Consider the following 14238-nt stretch of genomic DNA (forward strand, 5'->3'; position numbering starts at 1 on the left):
GCCTGGACAGGGACGCGTCCCCCCACGACTCCGAGGCCTTCTTCGCATGCCCGACAGCGGTCTCGAGATCGGCCGCGTCCGCCAGGCGCAGCTCCCCCGACTGCGCCCCGGTCGCCGGGTTGAACACGGGCTGCGTCCGCTCGCCGACCCCATGGGTCTCTTCCCCGTTGAGGAAATGCGGAATGGTCTTGATCGTCATCATTGCTCCTGTTGCGTGAAGACTTCGGAGAGTTTGCTGGGTGGCTGGTCGTTCAGCCGAGGAGGGGTTTCTGCTGGGCCTTGTGCTCGATGTAGGTGGCGAACGCCTTCTTCGTCGATTCGAGCTCGGAGGCCCCGGAGACGGGGACGTCCCACCAGGACTCGGAGCTCGGGGCGTCGATGAGCGGGTCCGACTCGATGTGGATCACGATCGGGCCCGAGCCCTCGGGTGCGGCTTTGGCCTTCGCGATCGCGGCTTCGAGGTCATCGATCGCGTTCGGGCCCGGCTCGATCCGGTGGACAGTGACGCCGAGGCTCTCCGCGTTGGTGGCGAGGTCGATCGGAAGCTTCTCGCCGTCGTCGAACGTGTGGTGCGCCCGGTCCAGCGTGCGGTACTTCGTGCCGAAGCGCTGTGAGCCCAGCTGCTCCGAGAGCGCGCCGATCGAGGCGTAGCCGTGGTTCTGGATGAGCACGACGATGAGCTTGATGCCCTCCGCGACGGCGGTCACGAGCTCGGTGTGCATCATGAGGTACGAGCCGTCCCCGACCATGACGACGACGTCGCGCGGGTCCTCGCCCCGATTCGCCGCGTCGAGCGCCGCGCGCTTCACCCCCAGGCCGCCCGGGATCTCGTAGCCCATGCACGAGAACGCGTATTCGACGTGGTAGCCGAAGGGGTCCCGGACCCGCCACATCTTGTGCAGGTCGCCCGGGAGCGAACCCGCGGCGCAGATGACGACGTCGCGCGGGTCCATGGCGCGGTTCGCCGCACCGATGATCGCGTTCTGGCTGGGCAGCGGGGAGTAGCGCTCATCGAACGCGGCGTCCACCGTGGCGTCCCAACGCGCCTTCTCCGAGGCGACCGCCTGCTCGAGGTCGGCTCCCGCGCGGTAGCCGCCGAGCGCCGTCGTCAGCTGGACGAGGGCCTTGCGCGCGTCGGCGACGATCGGCAGGGAGCTGCCGTGCTTGTACGCGTCGATGGGGGCCACGTTGATGTTCACGAAGCGCACGCCCGGGTTCTGGAAAGCGGTGCGCGAGGCCGTGGTGAAGTCCTCGTAGCGCGTGCCGATGCCGATGACGAGGTCCGCCTCGCGGGCCAGGGCATTCGCCGCCGTCGTGCCCGTCGAGCCGATCGCGCCGAGCGCCTGGGCGTGGTCCCACGGCAGGACGCCGACGCCCGCCTGAGTCCAGCCGACCGGGATGCCCGTGGCCTCGGCGAACTCGCGGAGCTGGTCCTGCGCGAACGCGTAGAGGACGCCGCCGCCGGCCACGATGAGCGGGCGCTCGGCGGAGCGGATGAGCTCGGCGGCGCGGGCGATGTCCTCCGCCTCGGGCTCGGGGCGGCGGATGCGCCACTCGCGCTCGGCGAGGAACTCCTCCGGCACGTCGAACACCTCGGCCTGGACGTCCTGCGGAAGGGCGATGGTAACCGCTCCCGTCTCGGCGGGATCGGTGAGGACGCGGAGGCCGTGGAGGAGCGCGGAGAAGAGCTGCTCGGGCCGGTTGACCCGGTCGAAGTACTTCGAGAGGGGCCGGAACGCGTCGTTGACCGTGATGTCGTAGCCGTGCGGCTGCTCGAGCTGCTGCAGGACGGGGTCCGCGGCGCGCGTCGCGAACGTGTCACTCGGCAGCAGAAGGGCCGGGAGGCGGTTGGCGGTGGCGAGGGCCGCGCCGGTGAGCAGGTTGGACGAGCCCGGGCCGATCGAGGTCGAGACTGCGAACGTCTGACGGCGGCGTGTATGCCGGGCGTACCCGACGGCCTGGTGGGCCTGGGCCTGCTCGTTGCGCCCCTGGTAGTAGGGCATGAGAGTCGGGTCCGCGACCTGCCACTGCTTGAGCGCCTGGCCCACGCCGGCGACGTTGCCGTGGCCGAAGATGCCGAACATGCCCGGGATGAGCCGCGCGCGGTACTCCTCGCTGCCGACTCGGTCTGCCACGTACTGCCGCCCCAGGAACTCGACGAGCGCCTGGGCGACGGTCATAGTGCGGGTGCTCACTTCGAGCCCTCCTTGCCCTTGTGTCCCGACGGGACGGCTTCTTCTGTGTGCAGCAGCGACGCCGCCGCAGCGACCGCGCCCGAGACGTCGCCGTCGGCCGGGTACAGCAGGGTGCGCCCGACCGTCAGGCCCTGGACGCCGGGAAGTGCGAGCGCGGCACCCCATGACGCGAACACCTCGTCCTGGTGGCCGGCCGGGTCCCCGCCGAGGAGCACCGTCGGCATGGTCGTCGCGGCCATGACACGTTCCATTTCCGCTACGACTGGGAGCTTCATCCACGTGTAGGCGCTCGTCGAGCCGAGGCCCTCCGCGATGGCGACCGAGCGGATGACCGCCTCCGGGGAGAGGTCGTTCTTGACCTTGCCGTCCACCCAGGTGGACAGGAACGGCTCGACCATCGCCACGAGGCGGCGCTCGGCGAGGGAGTCGATGACCTTCGCGGTGTTCTCGAGGACGCTCGCCGTCGCGGGATCGCCCAGGCAGATGCGGGTGAGCATCTTCCCGCCCGTCGCGCCGAGCGCCGCGAGCGCCTCGGCCGTGTGGCCCGTGAAGCGGTCGTCGAACTCGTTGACGAAGCCGGCGAGCCCACCGCGGTTCATCGATCCGAAGAGGAGCTTGCCCTCGAGGGCGCCGAGGAGGAGCAGGTCGTCCATGATGTCCGGGCTCGCGAGGACGCCGTCGACGGCGGGGTTGGCGAGCGCGATCTGGAGCCGGTCGAGCAGCTCTCGCCGGTCCGCCATTGCGTCGGGACGGCCCTGCGCGGCCAGGGCGCCGCGGGCGGCGTGGTCGGCGGCGACGATGAAGTTCTGCTTCCCGAGCACGACGCCGGGGTGCGGCTTGCGCTCGCGGGCTGCCCGCGCGATGGCGTCGGGGTCCTCGAGCCGGATCTTGGTCAGGTGCTCGTAGCGGCGGGGATCGTCGTCGAACCCGCCGTGGGGAAGGCTCGCAGTGGGCGTCGTGGTGGTCACCGGGCCACCGCCTCGGGGACGAGCCGGCCGCGTTCCGCGAGCAGCGAGGTGACCTCGTCCGGCGTCGGCATCGCGTCCGCGCAGGAGAGCCGGGAGGCGACGATCGCGCCGGCGGCGTTCGCGTAGTCGAGGACTTGGGCGAGCGGCCAGCTGGCGAGGAGGGCATGGCAGAAGGCGCCGCCGAAGGAGTCGCCGGCGCCGAGGCCGTTGAGCGTCTGCACGGGAACCGGGGCCGAGACGACGCGCTCGGTGCGGGTCTTCGCCATGACGCCCTCGGGGCCGAGCTTGACGACCGCGATCTCGACCCCCGCCGCGAGGAGGCGGTCCGCCTGCTCGTCGGGCGTGCCGTGCCCGACGGCGACAGCGCACTCCTCCTCGTTGCCGATCGCGACGGTGACGTGGGGCAGGACCTTCGCGACCTGCTCGCGGGCGGCGTCCTCGGAGTCCCAGAACATGGGTCGGAAGTCGAGGTCGAGGACCGTGAACTGGCCTTCGGAAAGGCCCGAGCGGGGGCGCGCCTCGTGCGCGGCGACGTGTGCCGACCGGCTCGGCTCCTGGCAGAGCCCGGTGACCGTCGACCAGAAGATCCGCGCCTCGCGGATCGACTCGGTGTCGAGTTCCTCGGCCCTGATCTGCAGGTCGGGCGCGGTCGGGAAGCGGCCGTAGAAGTACAGCGGGAACTCGTGCTGCTCCGGCATGATCGCGCAGAACGTCGCCGGGGTCTGCAGGCTGGCGACGGGGGTGACGAAGCGATCGTCCACGCCGAACTTGGCCAGCTCCCGGTGGAGGTACTCGCCGAAGGGATCGTCACCGGTGCGGGTGACGACGGCGGTGCGCCGCCCGTGCCTCGCTGCAGCGACGGCGACGTTGGACGGCGAGCCGCCCAGGTACTTCCCGAAGCTGGTCACGTCCGCGAGGCCGACGCCGATGTCGTTGGGGTAGATGTCGACGCTGATGCGCCCCATCGTGAGAACGTCGTAGGTCACGATCGTTGTGCCCTTCCTGCTTCGAGCCCGGGAACCGGGCTGGCTGCGCTGCCTGTGGTGACGGCCACAGTCCAACTGTCCTACACATCCAATGTGCTGTCAAAAGTTTGTACTGACATGGTCGGCCGCGAGGCCGGCCAAGCCGGATTCTTTGCTCAGCGGGCCGGGATCGCGAGCTCGCCCGTGATGTACTGCGCCTTGCCGAAGCCGAAGGACCAGTCGCCCGCCCCGTTCTCGACGTAGCCGATGAAGACATCCTCGCCGGGGATCCCGGCGTCGCCCAGGTTCCGCGCGATCGCCGCGAAGAGCCCCTCCTTCGCCTCCTGGCTCCGGCCGCCCTGGGTGAAGATCTGGATCATGACCACGCCTGCCGTCCGCTCGAAGCCGAGACCCGCGTCCTGCGCGACGATCTGCCCGCGGGCATGCTCGGTCAGCACGTGGAAGTAGTCCCGCTCGGGGATCCCGTACTCCGCGAGGATCGCATCGTGGATCGCCCGGCTGAGGCGCGCGAGCTGCTCGGGGGACTGGCCGGCGTTGACGTCAATGCGGACGAGAGGCATGGGAACTCCTGGCTGGGAACTTTGTCTTTACATTAGAACAATAAGGACAATGTGCGGCTTACGCAACTTTGTTCTAACAAACTTTGGTGGGTTGGGCGTGGCCCCCGTGGCCCATCCGGAGCAGGGCGGCGCCGGATGGGAGATCGCCGGATGGGAGATCCGCGGATGGGAGACCAAGGAGCGGAACGCCCGACGCGCCCGCTCCTTGCCCTCGCTACTTCCTGTGGGCGAGGTAGATGGCGCCCGTCGTGACGTCCTCCTCGAGGGCTTCGAGGGTGCGGCCGCGGCTCTCCGGCACCTGGGTGATGACGAAGATCAGGGCCAGGGCCCCGACGGCGGCGAAGAGGAAGAACGTGCCGGTGATGCCCATCGCCGCCACCATGGACGGGAAGTAGAGCGAGAGGAACCCGTTGACGACCCACAGGGCGAAGACGGCGACGCCGATGCCGAAGCCGCGCATGTGCAGCGGGAAGATCTCGGACAGGTAGACCCAGACGGCGATGTTGAGGAACGTCTGCATCGAGCCGACGAACGCGACCACGAGGAACAGGATCACGAAGGGGCGCGCCGGGTTGCCCGCCGGCAGAGCCATCGAGGCGAGTCCGATGAGCACATGGCAGGCCGTCGTCAGCGAGAGGCCTGTGATGAAGGTCTTGCGACGGTCGAGGCGGTCCATCATCCTCAGGGCGATCAGGCCGCCGATCACCGCGATCACGCCGGGGGCGATGTTGGCGATGAGCGCGCCGTCCTTGCTGAAGCCGGACTCCGTGAGGACGGTCTGTCCGTAGTACATGATCGAGTTGATGCCGGTCAGCTGCTGGGCCACGCCCAGTCCGATCGCGATCAGCAGGATCCGGAAGAGGTTCTTGTTGGAGAAGATGGCGCGCCACCCGATCTGGTGGCTCTCCCGCTCTTCTTGGGCCACATGCTCGACGTCGGCGAGCTCGGCGAGGGCCCGGTCGCTGGAGCGGACAGTACGGAGGACCTCGAGCGCCTCCTGACGGCGGCCCTTCTCGACGAGCCAGCGAGGCGATTCGGGCATCCGCAGCATGCCGAAGAACAGGGCGATCGCGGGGAGCGCGCAGATCGCGAACATGATCCGCCACACGCCGGCGACACTGCCGAAGACATTGCCGATCACGGCGTTGACGACGAAGGCGGCGAGCTGGCCGATCACGATAGCGAGCTCATTGCGTCCCGCGAGCGAGCCCCGGATCTCGAAGGGAGCGAGCTCTGCGAGGAAGACCGGCACGACGGTCGAGGCGCCGCCGACGGCGAGGCCGAGGAGGATGCGGCCCACGACGAGGACTCCGAAGTTCGGGGTGATCACGACCGCGAGCGTCCCGGCGAAGAACAGGACGGCGAGCAGGATGATCGTCTTGCGGCGCCCCCAGGCATCCGAGAGGCGCCCACCGAAGATCGCGCCGATCGCGGCGGCGAAGACGAGCGAAGAGGTGACGACGCCTTCCGTGATCGGCGTCAGTCCGAGCTCGGTGGACATCGGGCTCAGCGCTCCGTTGATGACACCCGTGTCATAGCCGAAGAGCAGGCCGCCGAACGTGGCAACGAGGGCGACGAGGCCGAGACGCTTGCGATGAGGACCGCCAGTCAGCGGCGGGAGCGCGGCGGAGCTCGATGCTCCGGCGTGGGCTGTAGCCATTAGGGACTCCTTTGTCGATCTGCAACCGGGCATGTGGCCCGCGTCTCATCCAGACTAACGCGCGAAAGATCGAAATGTAAGGTCAAATGGACAAAATGTTCAAACGGGTCGTCCGTGCGAGGATGAGGAGCGTGACCCTCCCTCCGCCCGGCCCCCGCCGCCCAGTGACGCAGGAGGACATCGCGCGGGAGGTCGGCGTCTCACGGACCCTCGTCTCCTTCGCCTTCAGGGGCGCCCCGGGCGTGAGCAGCGAAACGCGGCAGGCCATCCTCGAGGCAGCCCGACGCCTCGGGTATCGGCAGAACGCGGCAGCGGCAGATCTCGCACGCAAGCGGCCCTCCGCCATCGGACTCTATCTCCTCGACCTGCGCAACGAGGTCTACGCCGACATCTTCCACGGCGTGCGCGAGGCCCTGGGGGACGCTCCCAACCGGCTCATCCTCAGCGTCTCCCCCACCGCCAACTCCCTCGGCCGGCGCGCCATCGACTCCCTCATCGAAGCCCGCGTCGGCATCGTGATCGCCGCGACCCTCCTGGACTCGGACTCCGAGATCCGTGACCTCGCCCAGACCGTCCCCGTCGTCAACGTCGCACGCCGGGTCGAGGGCATCGACAGCGTCTACTCGGACGATCCGGCCGGAGCCGATACCGCTGTGCGCCACCTCGTCGAACTCGGACACACCCGCATCGCGCACCTCACAGGTCCGCCCCACGAGGGGCACCAAGGGCGCCGTCGTGCCTACGAGCGCACGATGGCGGCCGCAGGCCTCCCCTCGCGCGTCGTGACGGCGGACGACTACACGCAGGAGGCAGCGGAGAAGGCCGTTCGCCGGCTCCTCTCGGGGAGCGATCGGCCGACGGCGGTCTTCGCCCACAACGACGAGCTCGCAGTCGGCGCGAGGGAGGCGGCCTACAGCCTCGGCCTCGCCGTCCCGGACGACCTCTCCCTCGTCGGCTACGACAATTCACGCATCGCCAGGCTGCACGGCGTAGACCTCACGTCGATCGACCTCCATGCACTCGACCTCGGTCGCTCGGCAGGGCGGGTAGCCCTCGACCGCCTCGCCGATCCGCTCGCCCACGCCGTCGACCTCAAGAGCGACCCACGCCTCGTCGTCCGCAGTTCGTCGGCGCCGCCCCCGCTCCCCGGCGGGAAACACCAGGAGGAACGACCATGAGCTCGACGCGCGCCATCTTCCTGGACGTGGACGGGACCTACGCAGACCGGGGGATCGTCCCACCGGGGCACGTCGACGCCGTCCGCGCCGCCAGGGCCGCCGGACACCGAGTACTGCTGTGCACGGGCCGGCCCAAGTCCATGCTCTCGACCCACCTGCTCGCCGCCGGATTCGACGGCTTCGTCGCGGCCGCCGGGGGATACGTCGAGATCGACGGGCACAAGCTCGTGGACCGCCGGTTCCCGCGAGACCTCGCGGCCCGCGCCGTCGAGGTGCTCGACAGGCACGCGGTCGCGTACCTGCTCGAGGCTCCCGAGGCCATCTACGGGCCGCCCGGGGTTGACGTGCGGCTCACCGCCCTGCTTGGGAACCACCTGCGCTCGGGCGACGCCTCGGAGCACGACGGGCCGATCGACATCCTCAACGTCCTCGACATGACTGCCGACCTCTCGGCCGCGTCCTTCGGCAAGATCACCTACTTCGACTCGCCCGTCCCCGTCGTCGCGCTCGCCGCGGCGATCGGCGACGGCATCGGCGCGCTGCCGAGCTCGATCCCGGGCATGGGCGACTCGGCTGGCGAGCTCTACCTGGCGGACGTGCACAAGGCCGTGGGAATCCAAGCGGTCGTCGACTACCTCGGCATCTCCCGCGAGGACGTCATCGCGATCGGCGACGGCCCCAATGACGTCGAGATGATCGCCTATGCCGGTGTCGGCGTGGCCATCGACGGCGCGGTCCCTGCAGTCCTCGAGGCCGCGGCCCACGTCGTGCCCGGTCCGGAGCGCGAGGGGCTCGTTGACGCGTTCGCCGCCCTCGGCCTCATCTGAGCGGGGCGTCGCGCACCCGCACAAGCCAGCCCGAGCGCTACCGGGCCACTTCCGCTGGGCGCCGGGCGTCGTCGTGCGTCCTGATCGCCGCGAGCCCGGAGGCCGCCATGACGACGACGGCGACCAGCACGAGGAGGAACGGCGCCGTCCAGCCGCCCGCGGCGTCGCGCAGGTAGCCCATGAGGATCGGGCCGAGGGACGCGAAGCCGTAGCCCACGGACTGGATGAACGCCGTCATCCGGCGGTTCTCGTCGAGGGACCTGGCCCGCTGGATCACAACCGTGAAGACCACCGTGAACGTCCCGCCCTGCGCCACGCCGCCCACAACGGCCCAGAGCGGCCACAGCTCAGGGGCGACGAGGATGCCGGCGGGCAGCGCGATCCAGCAGGCCGCGACCAGAATGAACAGCCGCTGCGGCCCCCACCCGACCCAACGCGACAGCGCAGGGATCAGCAGCGGCCCGACGATCGCGAAGAGCTGGAACAGGCTCGCGGCGAGGCCCGCCTCGGACGCCGTCATCCCCCGCGTCTGGACGAGGAACGTCGGAAGCCAGAGCGTGATCGCGTAGTAGCCGAGGTTGTGCAGGGCGAAGGCAACCGTGAAGAACCGCATCATGCGCCGGTTGGCCGGACTGATCTTCTCGCGCGGGCTGGTCCTCTCGCCCCGCCCGACCCTCCGGGCAGGGCTGACCGGAAGGGGGCCCGTCGACGTCCCCGGCTGGCCGTTCGCGGCGCTGAGCTCCGCACGACGGCGGGCAACCGCCCGCGCGAGCGGTCCGGGGAACTCGGCGTCGGACCAGCGCGGCCCGTCCTTCGAGGGCGGGAACACCGAGAACCACGCTACGGCCGCGAGCGCCGTGAGGCCCAGCCATGAGACGAGCGACCACTGCCACCCGACGGCTCCGGCGAGGGGCGCGGTGAGCGCGGAGGCGAGCGTCGTGCCGACGTTGACGGCCGCCGTCGTCAGCCCCGTCATGAGAGCCGCGCGTTGGGGGAAGTCGCGGCCCACGAGCAGCGGCGTGACGACGTTGACGATCGTCATCGCGACACCGATCACCACGGTCCCGACGATCGCGCCGACCGCTCCCCCGAAGGACCGCAGCACGACACCGGCTGCGAGGCCACCGAAGAAGTACAGATTGGCGTGGTTGATCCCGATCCGCCCGATGAACCACGCCGCGGCCGGGGTCACGAGCCCGAAGCACAGCACGGGAATCGCCGTCAGGAGGCCGGCGAGCGCGGCGGCCAGGCCCGTGTCGTGCTGAATGCTGCCGAGCACCGGTCCGAGGCCCACGAGTGGTGCGCGGGCATTGAGCGACATCAGGCCGACAGCCAGCAGGGCAAGGGCCGTGGCACGGCTGACCCCGCGGCTCACCTCAGCTGCTTCTCTCGAGGAGGAACCGCGCGACCTCCGCCGGGCGGTGGTACATCATGACGTGCGGCTGGCCCTCGACAATGTTGACCTCGGGAGCGCGGCACAGCGACGCGAGGATGTGGAGCCAGGCCGGGGGCGCGATCGGATCCTTCTCGCCGCCCACGAGGAGCACCTTGCGGTCGAGGTGGCCGACCCGCTCCTCGATCCGGTGCTCCATCATGGACCCGAGGGTCTTGAGCCACCAGCGCGCGCCGCAGCGGAAGTAGTCGTTGGTGATGATCCTGTTCACACCGCTGGATTCGCGCAGCGTGTCCTGGGCGAGCCGCAGCCCCTGCATCACAACCGAGTGCTCGGACGGGTTGACCGTCGGCGCGAGGAGGGCCACCGGCTCGGGTCCCGGCCGCTGGATGCCCATCTCGACGGCCACCTGGCAGCCCATCGAATGCCCTACCACGACCGGGTGCCGCTCCCCCAGCCTGTCGAACGCGCTCCACGCCGTCTCCGCGAACTCGGCCATGCTGAGGGCGCGTCGCGGCTCGAGGTTCCGGCCGTGTCCGGGGAGTTCGAGCAGGTACACGCGGGCGTGCCGCGCGAGCTCGTGCGCGAGCGGCCCGAAATAGACGGACGATGCACCGATCCCGTGGACGAGCGCGAAGGCCTTTTCGCCCTCTCCTCCCGTGCGCACCTCGACGCTGTGGCGCTTGTCGAGCACATGGAGCTCGCCGAACGGTTTCATAGTCTTCCTTGTCATGGCCTGCCCAGCCTATCGGCAAGCGGACAGGGGGCAGTGCCGGGCCGACGACACCGAACCTCACGACGCGAGCGGGGACATGCCCGGAACACTTCCTGTGCACGCGTAGGATCTCCGACGCGGGGCCCTTGATCCCCTCCGCGAGAAGCCGAACAGAGGATCCGACTTGGACAACTACATTCCGCGCAGCTCCCTCGCGGCCGTCGTTACGGGCATGGTCCTGTGCTGGGTCGTGGGGCCCGCCATCTTCTTCGTGATCGCCCTCGCCATGGCGGCGAATCCTGCCACCTTGGTGAACCCCGCCACATTCCAGAAGGCAATCCCCTTCGAGCTCCTGGGCTTGGGAGTGGAGCTCATCGGCGGGATCTGCTTCGTCGTGGGACTCATCCGTGCTCTGCGCACCGTCGACTTCCTCGGCAGGCGGGAGTATGCCCGCATGGAGGCGGAGGAGGCCTGGGGCTGATCCGCCGGTAGGCCTCTTCCGGCGGTAGTCTGTCGGCGGGCTTCCCGCGTTCTGGCGGATGCCCTGGAAGGAGGAACCGTGGACCGGGAGGGGCCAGGGGTCGGGCCGAGCGAGCCCGGCAGGATCGGCTATCGGCCGCAGCGGCCCCACGGTCCGGTCGTCGCCGGGGTGAACCCCGGCCAGAGCCTAGCCGTCCTCCACCGGGCCGCTGACCTCGCGCACGGGCTCGCCGTCCCGCTCGTGTGCGTTCACGCGGACCCCTCGACCGTCGAAGAACGCGACGCAGACGGGCGCATCAGCGTCCTTCCCATCGATCCCGACGCGGTCGACGACGCTGCAGCCAGCGTCCGCATCGAACTCTTCCGCGGGCTGCGGGACGAGCTCGAGGGCTCCGGGCTCGAGTGGCAGTTCGCCAGGGTCTCTGGCGAACCCGCGAAGGCGATCGGCGCCTACGCGGAGCTGGTGGAGGCCTCGTTCATCGTGGTTGGAACGCGTGAGCGCGGTATCGGAACCCGCTTCGAGGAACTCGTGGGCGGGTCCATAGCGACACACCTCGCCCACGGGCAGAACCGGCCCGTCGTCGTCGTTCCGTTGGGCCATGGCCCCCACCCCCGTCGCCGCGCCGGCGGGGAGCGCTGATGGAGTCCGAGCCTCGCGCGCAACCGGCCAGCCGGCGTCCGGGTCGGGCCGACGTCGACCCGGACGCCGGGACGCTCGGCGCCGGGCGTCCCCCGCGCCCGCTCCACCTGGAACCCCGGCACATCCTGCTCGTCGGTGTCGGGGGCATCGCGGGAGCGCTCGCCCGCTACGGCCTGGGCCTCGCCCTGCCGGCCCCCGGCTCATGGCCGCTGCCCGCGCTCGTGATCAACCTGGCCGGCGCATTCGTTCTCGGGGTGCTGCTCGAGGTCCTGGCCCGGAGGGGCCCGGACCACGGACCGCGCAGGACCCTCCGCCTGTTCCTGGGAACTGGCTTCCTCGGGGCCTTCACGACGTACAGCACCTTCGCGGTCGAGACCGACCGGCTCTTTGCGGCCGGGCGCTTCGACGCGGGCCTCGGATATCTGGCAGCGTCCCTTCTGGGCGGCGTCGCCGCTGCCTTCCTCGGCATCTGGCTCGGGGCCCGCTCGTCGTCTCGGCGGCTGCGGTGAACGCCCTCACGGTGGTCCTCCTCGGGCTCGCGGGCGGGCTCGGCGCGATCGCCCGCTTCGTGATCGACGGCGTCGTCCGCGCCCGCTTCCGCTCCGCCCTCCCCCTCGGAACCATGGCGATCAATGTCTCGGGCTCGTTCCTGCTCGGCGTCCTCGCGGGAGCAACCCTGCACGGAGCCCCTGCCGCGCTGCAGGCGATCGCCGGAACCGGTTTCCTCGGCGGCTACACCACTTTCAGCACGGCGAGCGTTGAGACGGTTCGCCTGGTCCAGGCCGGCCGTGTGGCGACCGCTGCCGTCAACGCGCTGGGGACGCTCGCCCTCACGCTCGCGGGAGCCGCACTCGGCCTCTGGGTGGGCTCTGTGCTGTGACGCTGCCGCCACCCCGGCGGCTCCTGGTCCACAGCAGGATCCACCCCATCTCGGCGACCGCGTCGGCCATGTAGGTTGGGGCGATGCGTCCCGAGGGCACGTAGCGCAGATCGACGGCGAGGAGCGTCGCCGCTGTTGCGATGCCGAGGCGCCGCGCCTGCTCGAGGCTCTGCTCGTCGCGCGCCGTCCGCAGCAGGGCGACCCCGTTCGAGACCAGCAGCCCGGCGACGGTCTGCACGAGCCACCAGTCGGCCTTGGGCCCAAAGAGGGCCTCGAAGCTGCGCCGGTGCATGAGCGGCCAGAGCCCGCTCACCACGTTGAACAGTCCTTGGGCTCGGGCAAGCCGATGACGTTCCATGCGGGAGCAGTACCCGCTTCAGTGTCCGGCAACCCCCTGGAGCCACCCCGTTCGCCTGTTCCCCGATGTCTTCGGCCCACAGGTCCGGGTGCTCTGCCGGCCAGCCGCGCGGAAACCTTCGAACACCGCGTCGGGCATCAGTTCGCTGCCTCCGGGCGAAGCATGACCTTGATGGCGCGGCGCTCGTCCATGGCTGCGTAGGCCTCGGCCGCCTCCTCGAGCGGGAGGACCGAGTCGAAGACGAGGCCGGGCTCGATCGCGCCCGAGAGGACATCTTCGAGCAGCTCGGGCAGGTACGCGCGGGTCGAGGCCGCGCCACCGCCCACCGTGATGTTCTTCGAGAACAGCACCCCGATCGGGAGCTCGGCCCCACCCGCCGGAACGCCCACGAAGCCGAGGCTGCCGCCCGGGCGGGTGCAGCGAAGGGCCTGGTCCATGGATTCCGAGGTGCCCACGCATTCGAGCACCGAGTCCGCCAGCACGCCGCCGAGGATCTCCCGCACCTTCTCCGAGGCTGCCTCACCGCGTTCGGCGACGACGTCCGTCGCGCCGAACTTGCGCGCGATCTCGGCACGGTCCTCGTGACGGGACATCGCAATGATCCGTTCCGCGCCCAGCCGCTTGGCGGCGAGGACGCCGCAGAGCCCCACCGCGCCGTCGCCCACGACGACGACGCTCCGGCCCGGCCCGGCCTGCGCGGTCACGGCGGCGTGGTGCCCCGTGCCCATGACGTCGGAGAGCGTGAGGAGACTCTTGAGGAGCGCCTCGTCCGGCTCGCTGACGCCCGGCACGGGCACGAGGGTGCCATCGGCCATCGGCACGCGCACGAGTTCGCCCTGGCCGCCGTCCACGTGGAAGCCGTGCTCGTCGGTGCCGCCCCAGGCAGCGCGGTGGTCGCACGCCACCTGCACGCCGTTGAGGCACTGGGGGCACTTGCCGCACGAGACGGCCCACGGCGCGACCACGAGGTCGCCGACCTTGACCGTCGTGACCTCGTCCCCCACTGCCTCGACGACGCCGACGAACTCGTGGCCGATCGCGTGCGGCCTCTCCGTGCTGCGGATCCCCCGGTACGGCCAGAGGTCCGAACCGCACACGCAGGCCGCCGTCACGCGGACGATGGCGTCGTCCGGCCTGTGCAGTTCGGGGTCGGGCCGGTCCTCGACGCGGATGTCGCGGGTTCCGTGGATGATTGTGGCGCGCATAGGTGTCTCCTGCGGGAAAAGGGCTTGTTCTCTCTGCCTCACGCTACCCGGCCTCCCGTCGTCCAACCTCGGGGACGACGACGCCCTCACGACGACGGCGGGGGGGGGGGGGGGGGGGGGGGGGGGGCGCCCCCCCCGGGGGGGGGGGGGGGGGCGCCCCCCCCCGGGGGGGGGGGGGGGGGGCACCGAGGGG

Annotated in this window: 16 protein-coding genes; 6 read left to right on the top strand and 10 right to left on the bottom strand. The window is 70.5% G+C overall.

From position 1 onward, the window contains the following. From E6A21_RS12780 to E6A21_RS12805, 6 genes are all read right to left on the bottom strand, one after another. On the bottom strand, window positions 1-199 hold a 199-nt coding region (locus E6A21_RS12780; RefSeq protein WP_138443628.1), incomplete at its 3' end, for an aldehyde dehydrogenase family protein. A 52-nt stretch (window positions 200-251) separates the two neighbouring features. Beyond that, window positions 252-2180, bottom strand: a complete 1929-nt coding sequence (gene iolD / locus E6A21_RS12785; RefSeq protein WP_138444699.1) for a 3D-(3,5/4)-trihydroxycyclohexane-1,2-dione acylhydrolase (decyclizing) — start codon at window positions 2178-2180, stop codon at window positions 252-254. Between the two features lie 11 nt (window positions 2181-2191). Then, window positions 2192-3163: a Cgl0159 family (beta/alpha)8-fold protein gene (locus E6A21_RS12790; protein ID WP_138444551.1), complete on the bottom strand. Its 972-nt coding sequence runs from the start codon at window positions 3161-3163 to the stop codon at window positions 2192-2194. Next, a complete protein-coding gene (gene iolC, locus E6A21_RS12795; protein WP_138444552.1) occupies window positions 3160-4149 on the bottom strand; it encodes a 5-dehydro-2-deoxygluconokinase in 990 nt (329 codons plus the stop codon). The genes E6A21_RS12790 and iolC overlap by 4 nt, the downstream gene beginning before the upstream one ends. Before the next feature lie 155 nt (window positions 4150-4304). After that, window positions 4305-4709, bottom strand: coding sequence for a tautomerase family protein (locus E6A21_RS12800; protein WP_138444553.1), 405 nt, complete (start codon window positions 4707-4709; stop codon window positions 4305-4307). Window positions 4710-4923: 214 nt separating this feature from the next. After that, window positions 4924-6369 (bottom strand): sugar porter family MFS transporter, encoded by a 1446-nt coding sequence (locus tag E6A21_RS12805; protein WP_138444554.1) that lies wholly within the window; start codon window positions 6367-6369, stop codon window positions 4924-4926. Window positions 6370-6500: 131 nt separating this feature from the next. Here E6A21_RS12805 and E6A21_RS12810 point away from each other — a divergent pair, with 131 nt between their 5' ends. Together E6A21_RS12810 and E6A21_RS12815 are read left to right on the top strand one after the other, a co-directional pair. Then, window positions 6501-7547, top strand: coding sequence for a LacI family DNA-binding transcriptional regulator (locus tag E6A21_RS12810; protein ID WP_246036481.1), 1047 nt, complete (start codon window positions 6501-6503; stop codon window positions 7545-7547). Beyond that, window positions 7544-8374 carry an HAD hydrolase family protein gene (locus E6A21_RS12815; RefSeq protein ID WP_138444555.1) on the top strand — a complete coding sequence of 277 codons (831 nt, stop codon included), beginning with the start codon at window positions 7544-7546 and terminating at the stop codon, window positions 8372-8374. Before E6A21_RS12810 ends, E6A21_RS12815 begins: the two co-directional genes overlap by 4 nt. Before the next feature lie 37 nt (window positions 8375-8411). On the opposite strand, the gene E6A21_RS12820 is transcribed toward E6A21_RS12815, so the two are convergent. Further along, complete coding sequence (locus E6A21_RS12820) at window positions 8412-9749, bottom strand: MFS transporter (RefSeq protein WP_138444556.1); 1338 nt, start codon at window positions 9747-9749, stop codon at window positions 8412-8414. Window position 9750: 1 nt separating this feature from the next. Beyond that, on the bottom strand, window positions 9751-10500 hold the full coding sequence (locus tag E6A21_RS12825) for an alpha/beta fold hydrolase (protein ID WP_138444557.1): 750 nt from the start codon (window positions 10498-10500) through the stop codon (window positions 9751-9753). Window positions 10501-10666: 166 nt separating this feature from the next. Between E6A21_RS12825 and E6A21_RS12830 the strand changes: the two genes are divergently transcribed. From E6A21_RS12830 to crcB (E6A21_RS12845), 4 genes are all read left to right on the top strand, one after another. After that, window positions 10667-10963 (top strand): hypothetical protein, encoded by a 297-nt coding sequence (locus E6A21_RS12830; RefSeq protein WP_138444558.1) that lies wholly within the window; start codon window positions 10667-10669, stop codon window positions 10961-10963. 78 nt (window positions 10964-11041) lie between these two features. Then, window positions 11042-11602 carry a universal stress protein gene (locus E6A21_RS12835; protein WP_246036483.1) on the top strand — a complete coding sequence of 187 codons (561 nt, stop codon included), beginning with the start codon at window positions 11042-11044 and terminating at the stop codon, window positions 11600-11602. Then, window positions 11602-12111: a fluoride efflux transporter CrcB gene (crcB, locus tag E6A21_RS12840; protein WP_138444559.1), complete on the top strand. Its 510-nt coding sequence runs from the start codon at window positions 11602-11604 to the stop codon at window positions 12109-12111. Before E6A21_RS12835 ends, crcB (E6A21_RS12840) begins: the two co-directional genes overlap by 1 nt. Then, on the top strand, window positions 12108-12482 hold the full coding sequence (gene crcB, locus E6A21_RS12845; RefSeq protein ID WP_138444560.1) for a fluoride efflux transporter CrcB: 375 nt from the start codon (window positions 12108-12110) through the stop codon (window positions 12480-12482). Before crcB (E6A21_RS12840) ends, crcB (E6A21_RS12845) begins: the two co-directional genes overlap by 4 nt. On the opposite strand, the gene E6A21_RS12850 is transcribed toward crcB (E6A21_RS12845), so the two are convergent. After that, the gene (locus E6A21_RS12850; protein ID WP_212745935.1) at window positions 12433-12840 is read right to left on the bottom strand and encodes a hypothetical protein; all 408 of its coding nucleotides are present in this window, start codon (window positions 12838-12840) and stop codon (window positions 12433-12435) included. The two genes, crcB (E6A21_RS12845) and E6A21_RS12850, sit on opposite strands and share 50 nt — an antisense overlap. 137 nt (window positions 12841-12977) lie before the next feature. Then, window positions 12978-14045: a zinc-dependent alcohol dehydrogenase family protein gene (locus E6A21_RS12855; RefSeq protein ID WP_138444702.1), complete on the bottom strand. Its 1068-nt coding sequence runs from the start codon at window positions 14043-14045 to the stop codon at window positions 12978-12980. Between the last annotated feature and the right edge of the window lie 193 nt (window positions 14046-14238).

Source organism: Sinomonas susongensis (genome assembly GCF_005877005.1).
Lineage (GTDB): Bacteria > Actinomycetota > Actinomycetes > Actinomycetales > Micrococcaceae > Sinomonas > Sinomonas susongensis.

What these genes read in the sequence shown, in the direction of transcription:
- E6A21_RS12800 (WP_138444553.1), bottom strand. Translation starts at nt 4,709, where the DNA reads ATGCCTCTCGTCCGCATTGACGTCAACGCCGGCCAGTCCCCCGAGCAG.
- E6A21_RS12825 (WP_138444557.1), bottom strand. Translation starts at nt 10,500, where the DNA reads ATGACAAGGAAGACTATGAAACCGTTCGGCGAGCTCCATGTGCTCGAC.
- E6A21_RS12815 (WP_138444555.1), top strand. Translation starts at nt 7,544, where the DNA reads ATGAGCTCGACGCGCGCCATCTTCCTGGACGTGGACGGGACCTACGCA.
- E6A21_RS12850 (WP_212745935.1), bottom strand. Translation starts at nt 12,840, where the DNA reads ATGGAACGTCATCGGCTTGCCCGAGCCCAAGGACTGTTCAACGTGGTG.
- iolD (WP_138444699.1), bottom strand. Translation starts at nt 2,180, where the DNA reads ATGACCGTCGCCCAGGCGCTCGTCGAGTTCCTGGGGCGGCAGTACGTG.
- crcB (WP_138444559.1), top strand. Translation starts at nt 11,602, where the DNA reads ATGGAGTCCGAGCCTCGCGCGCAACCGGCCAGCCGGCGTCCGGGTCGG.
- E6A21_RS12805 (WP_138444554.1), bottom strand. Translation starts at nt 6,369, where the DNA reads ATGGCTACAGCCCACGCCGGAGCATCGAGCTCCGCCGCGCTCCCGCCG.
- E6A21_RS12855 (WP_138444702.1), bottom strand. Translation starts at nt 14,045, where the DNA reads ATGCGCGCCACAATCATCCACGGAACCCGCGACATCCGCGTCGAGGAC.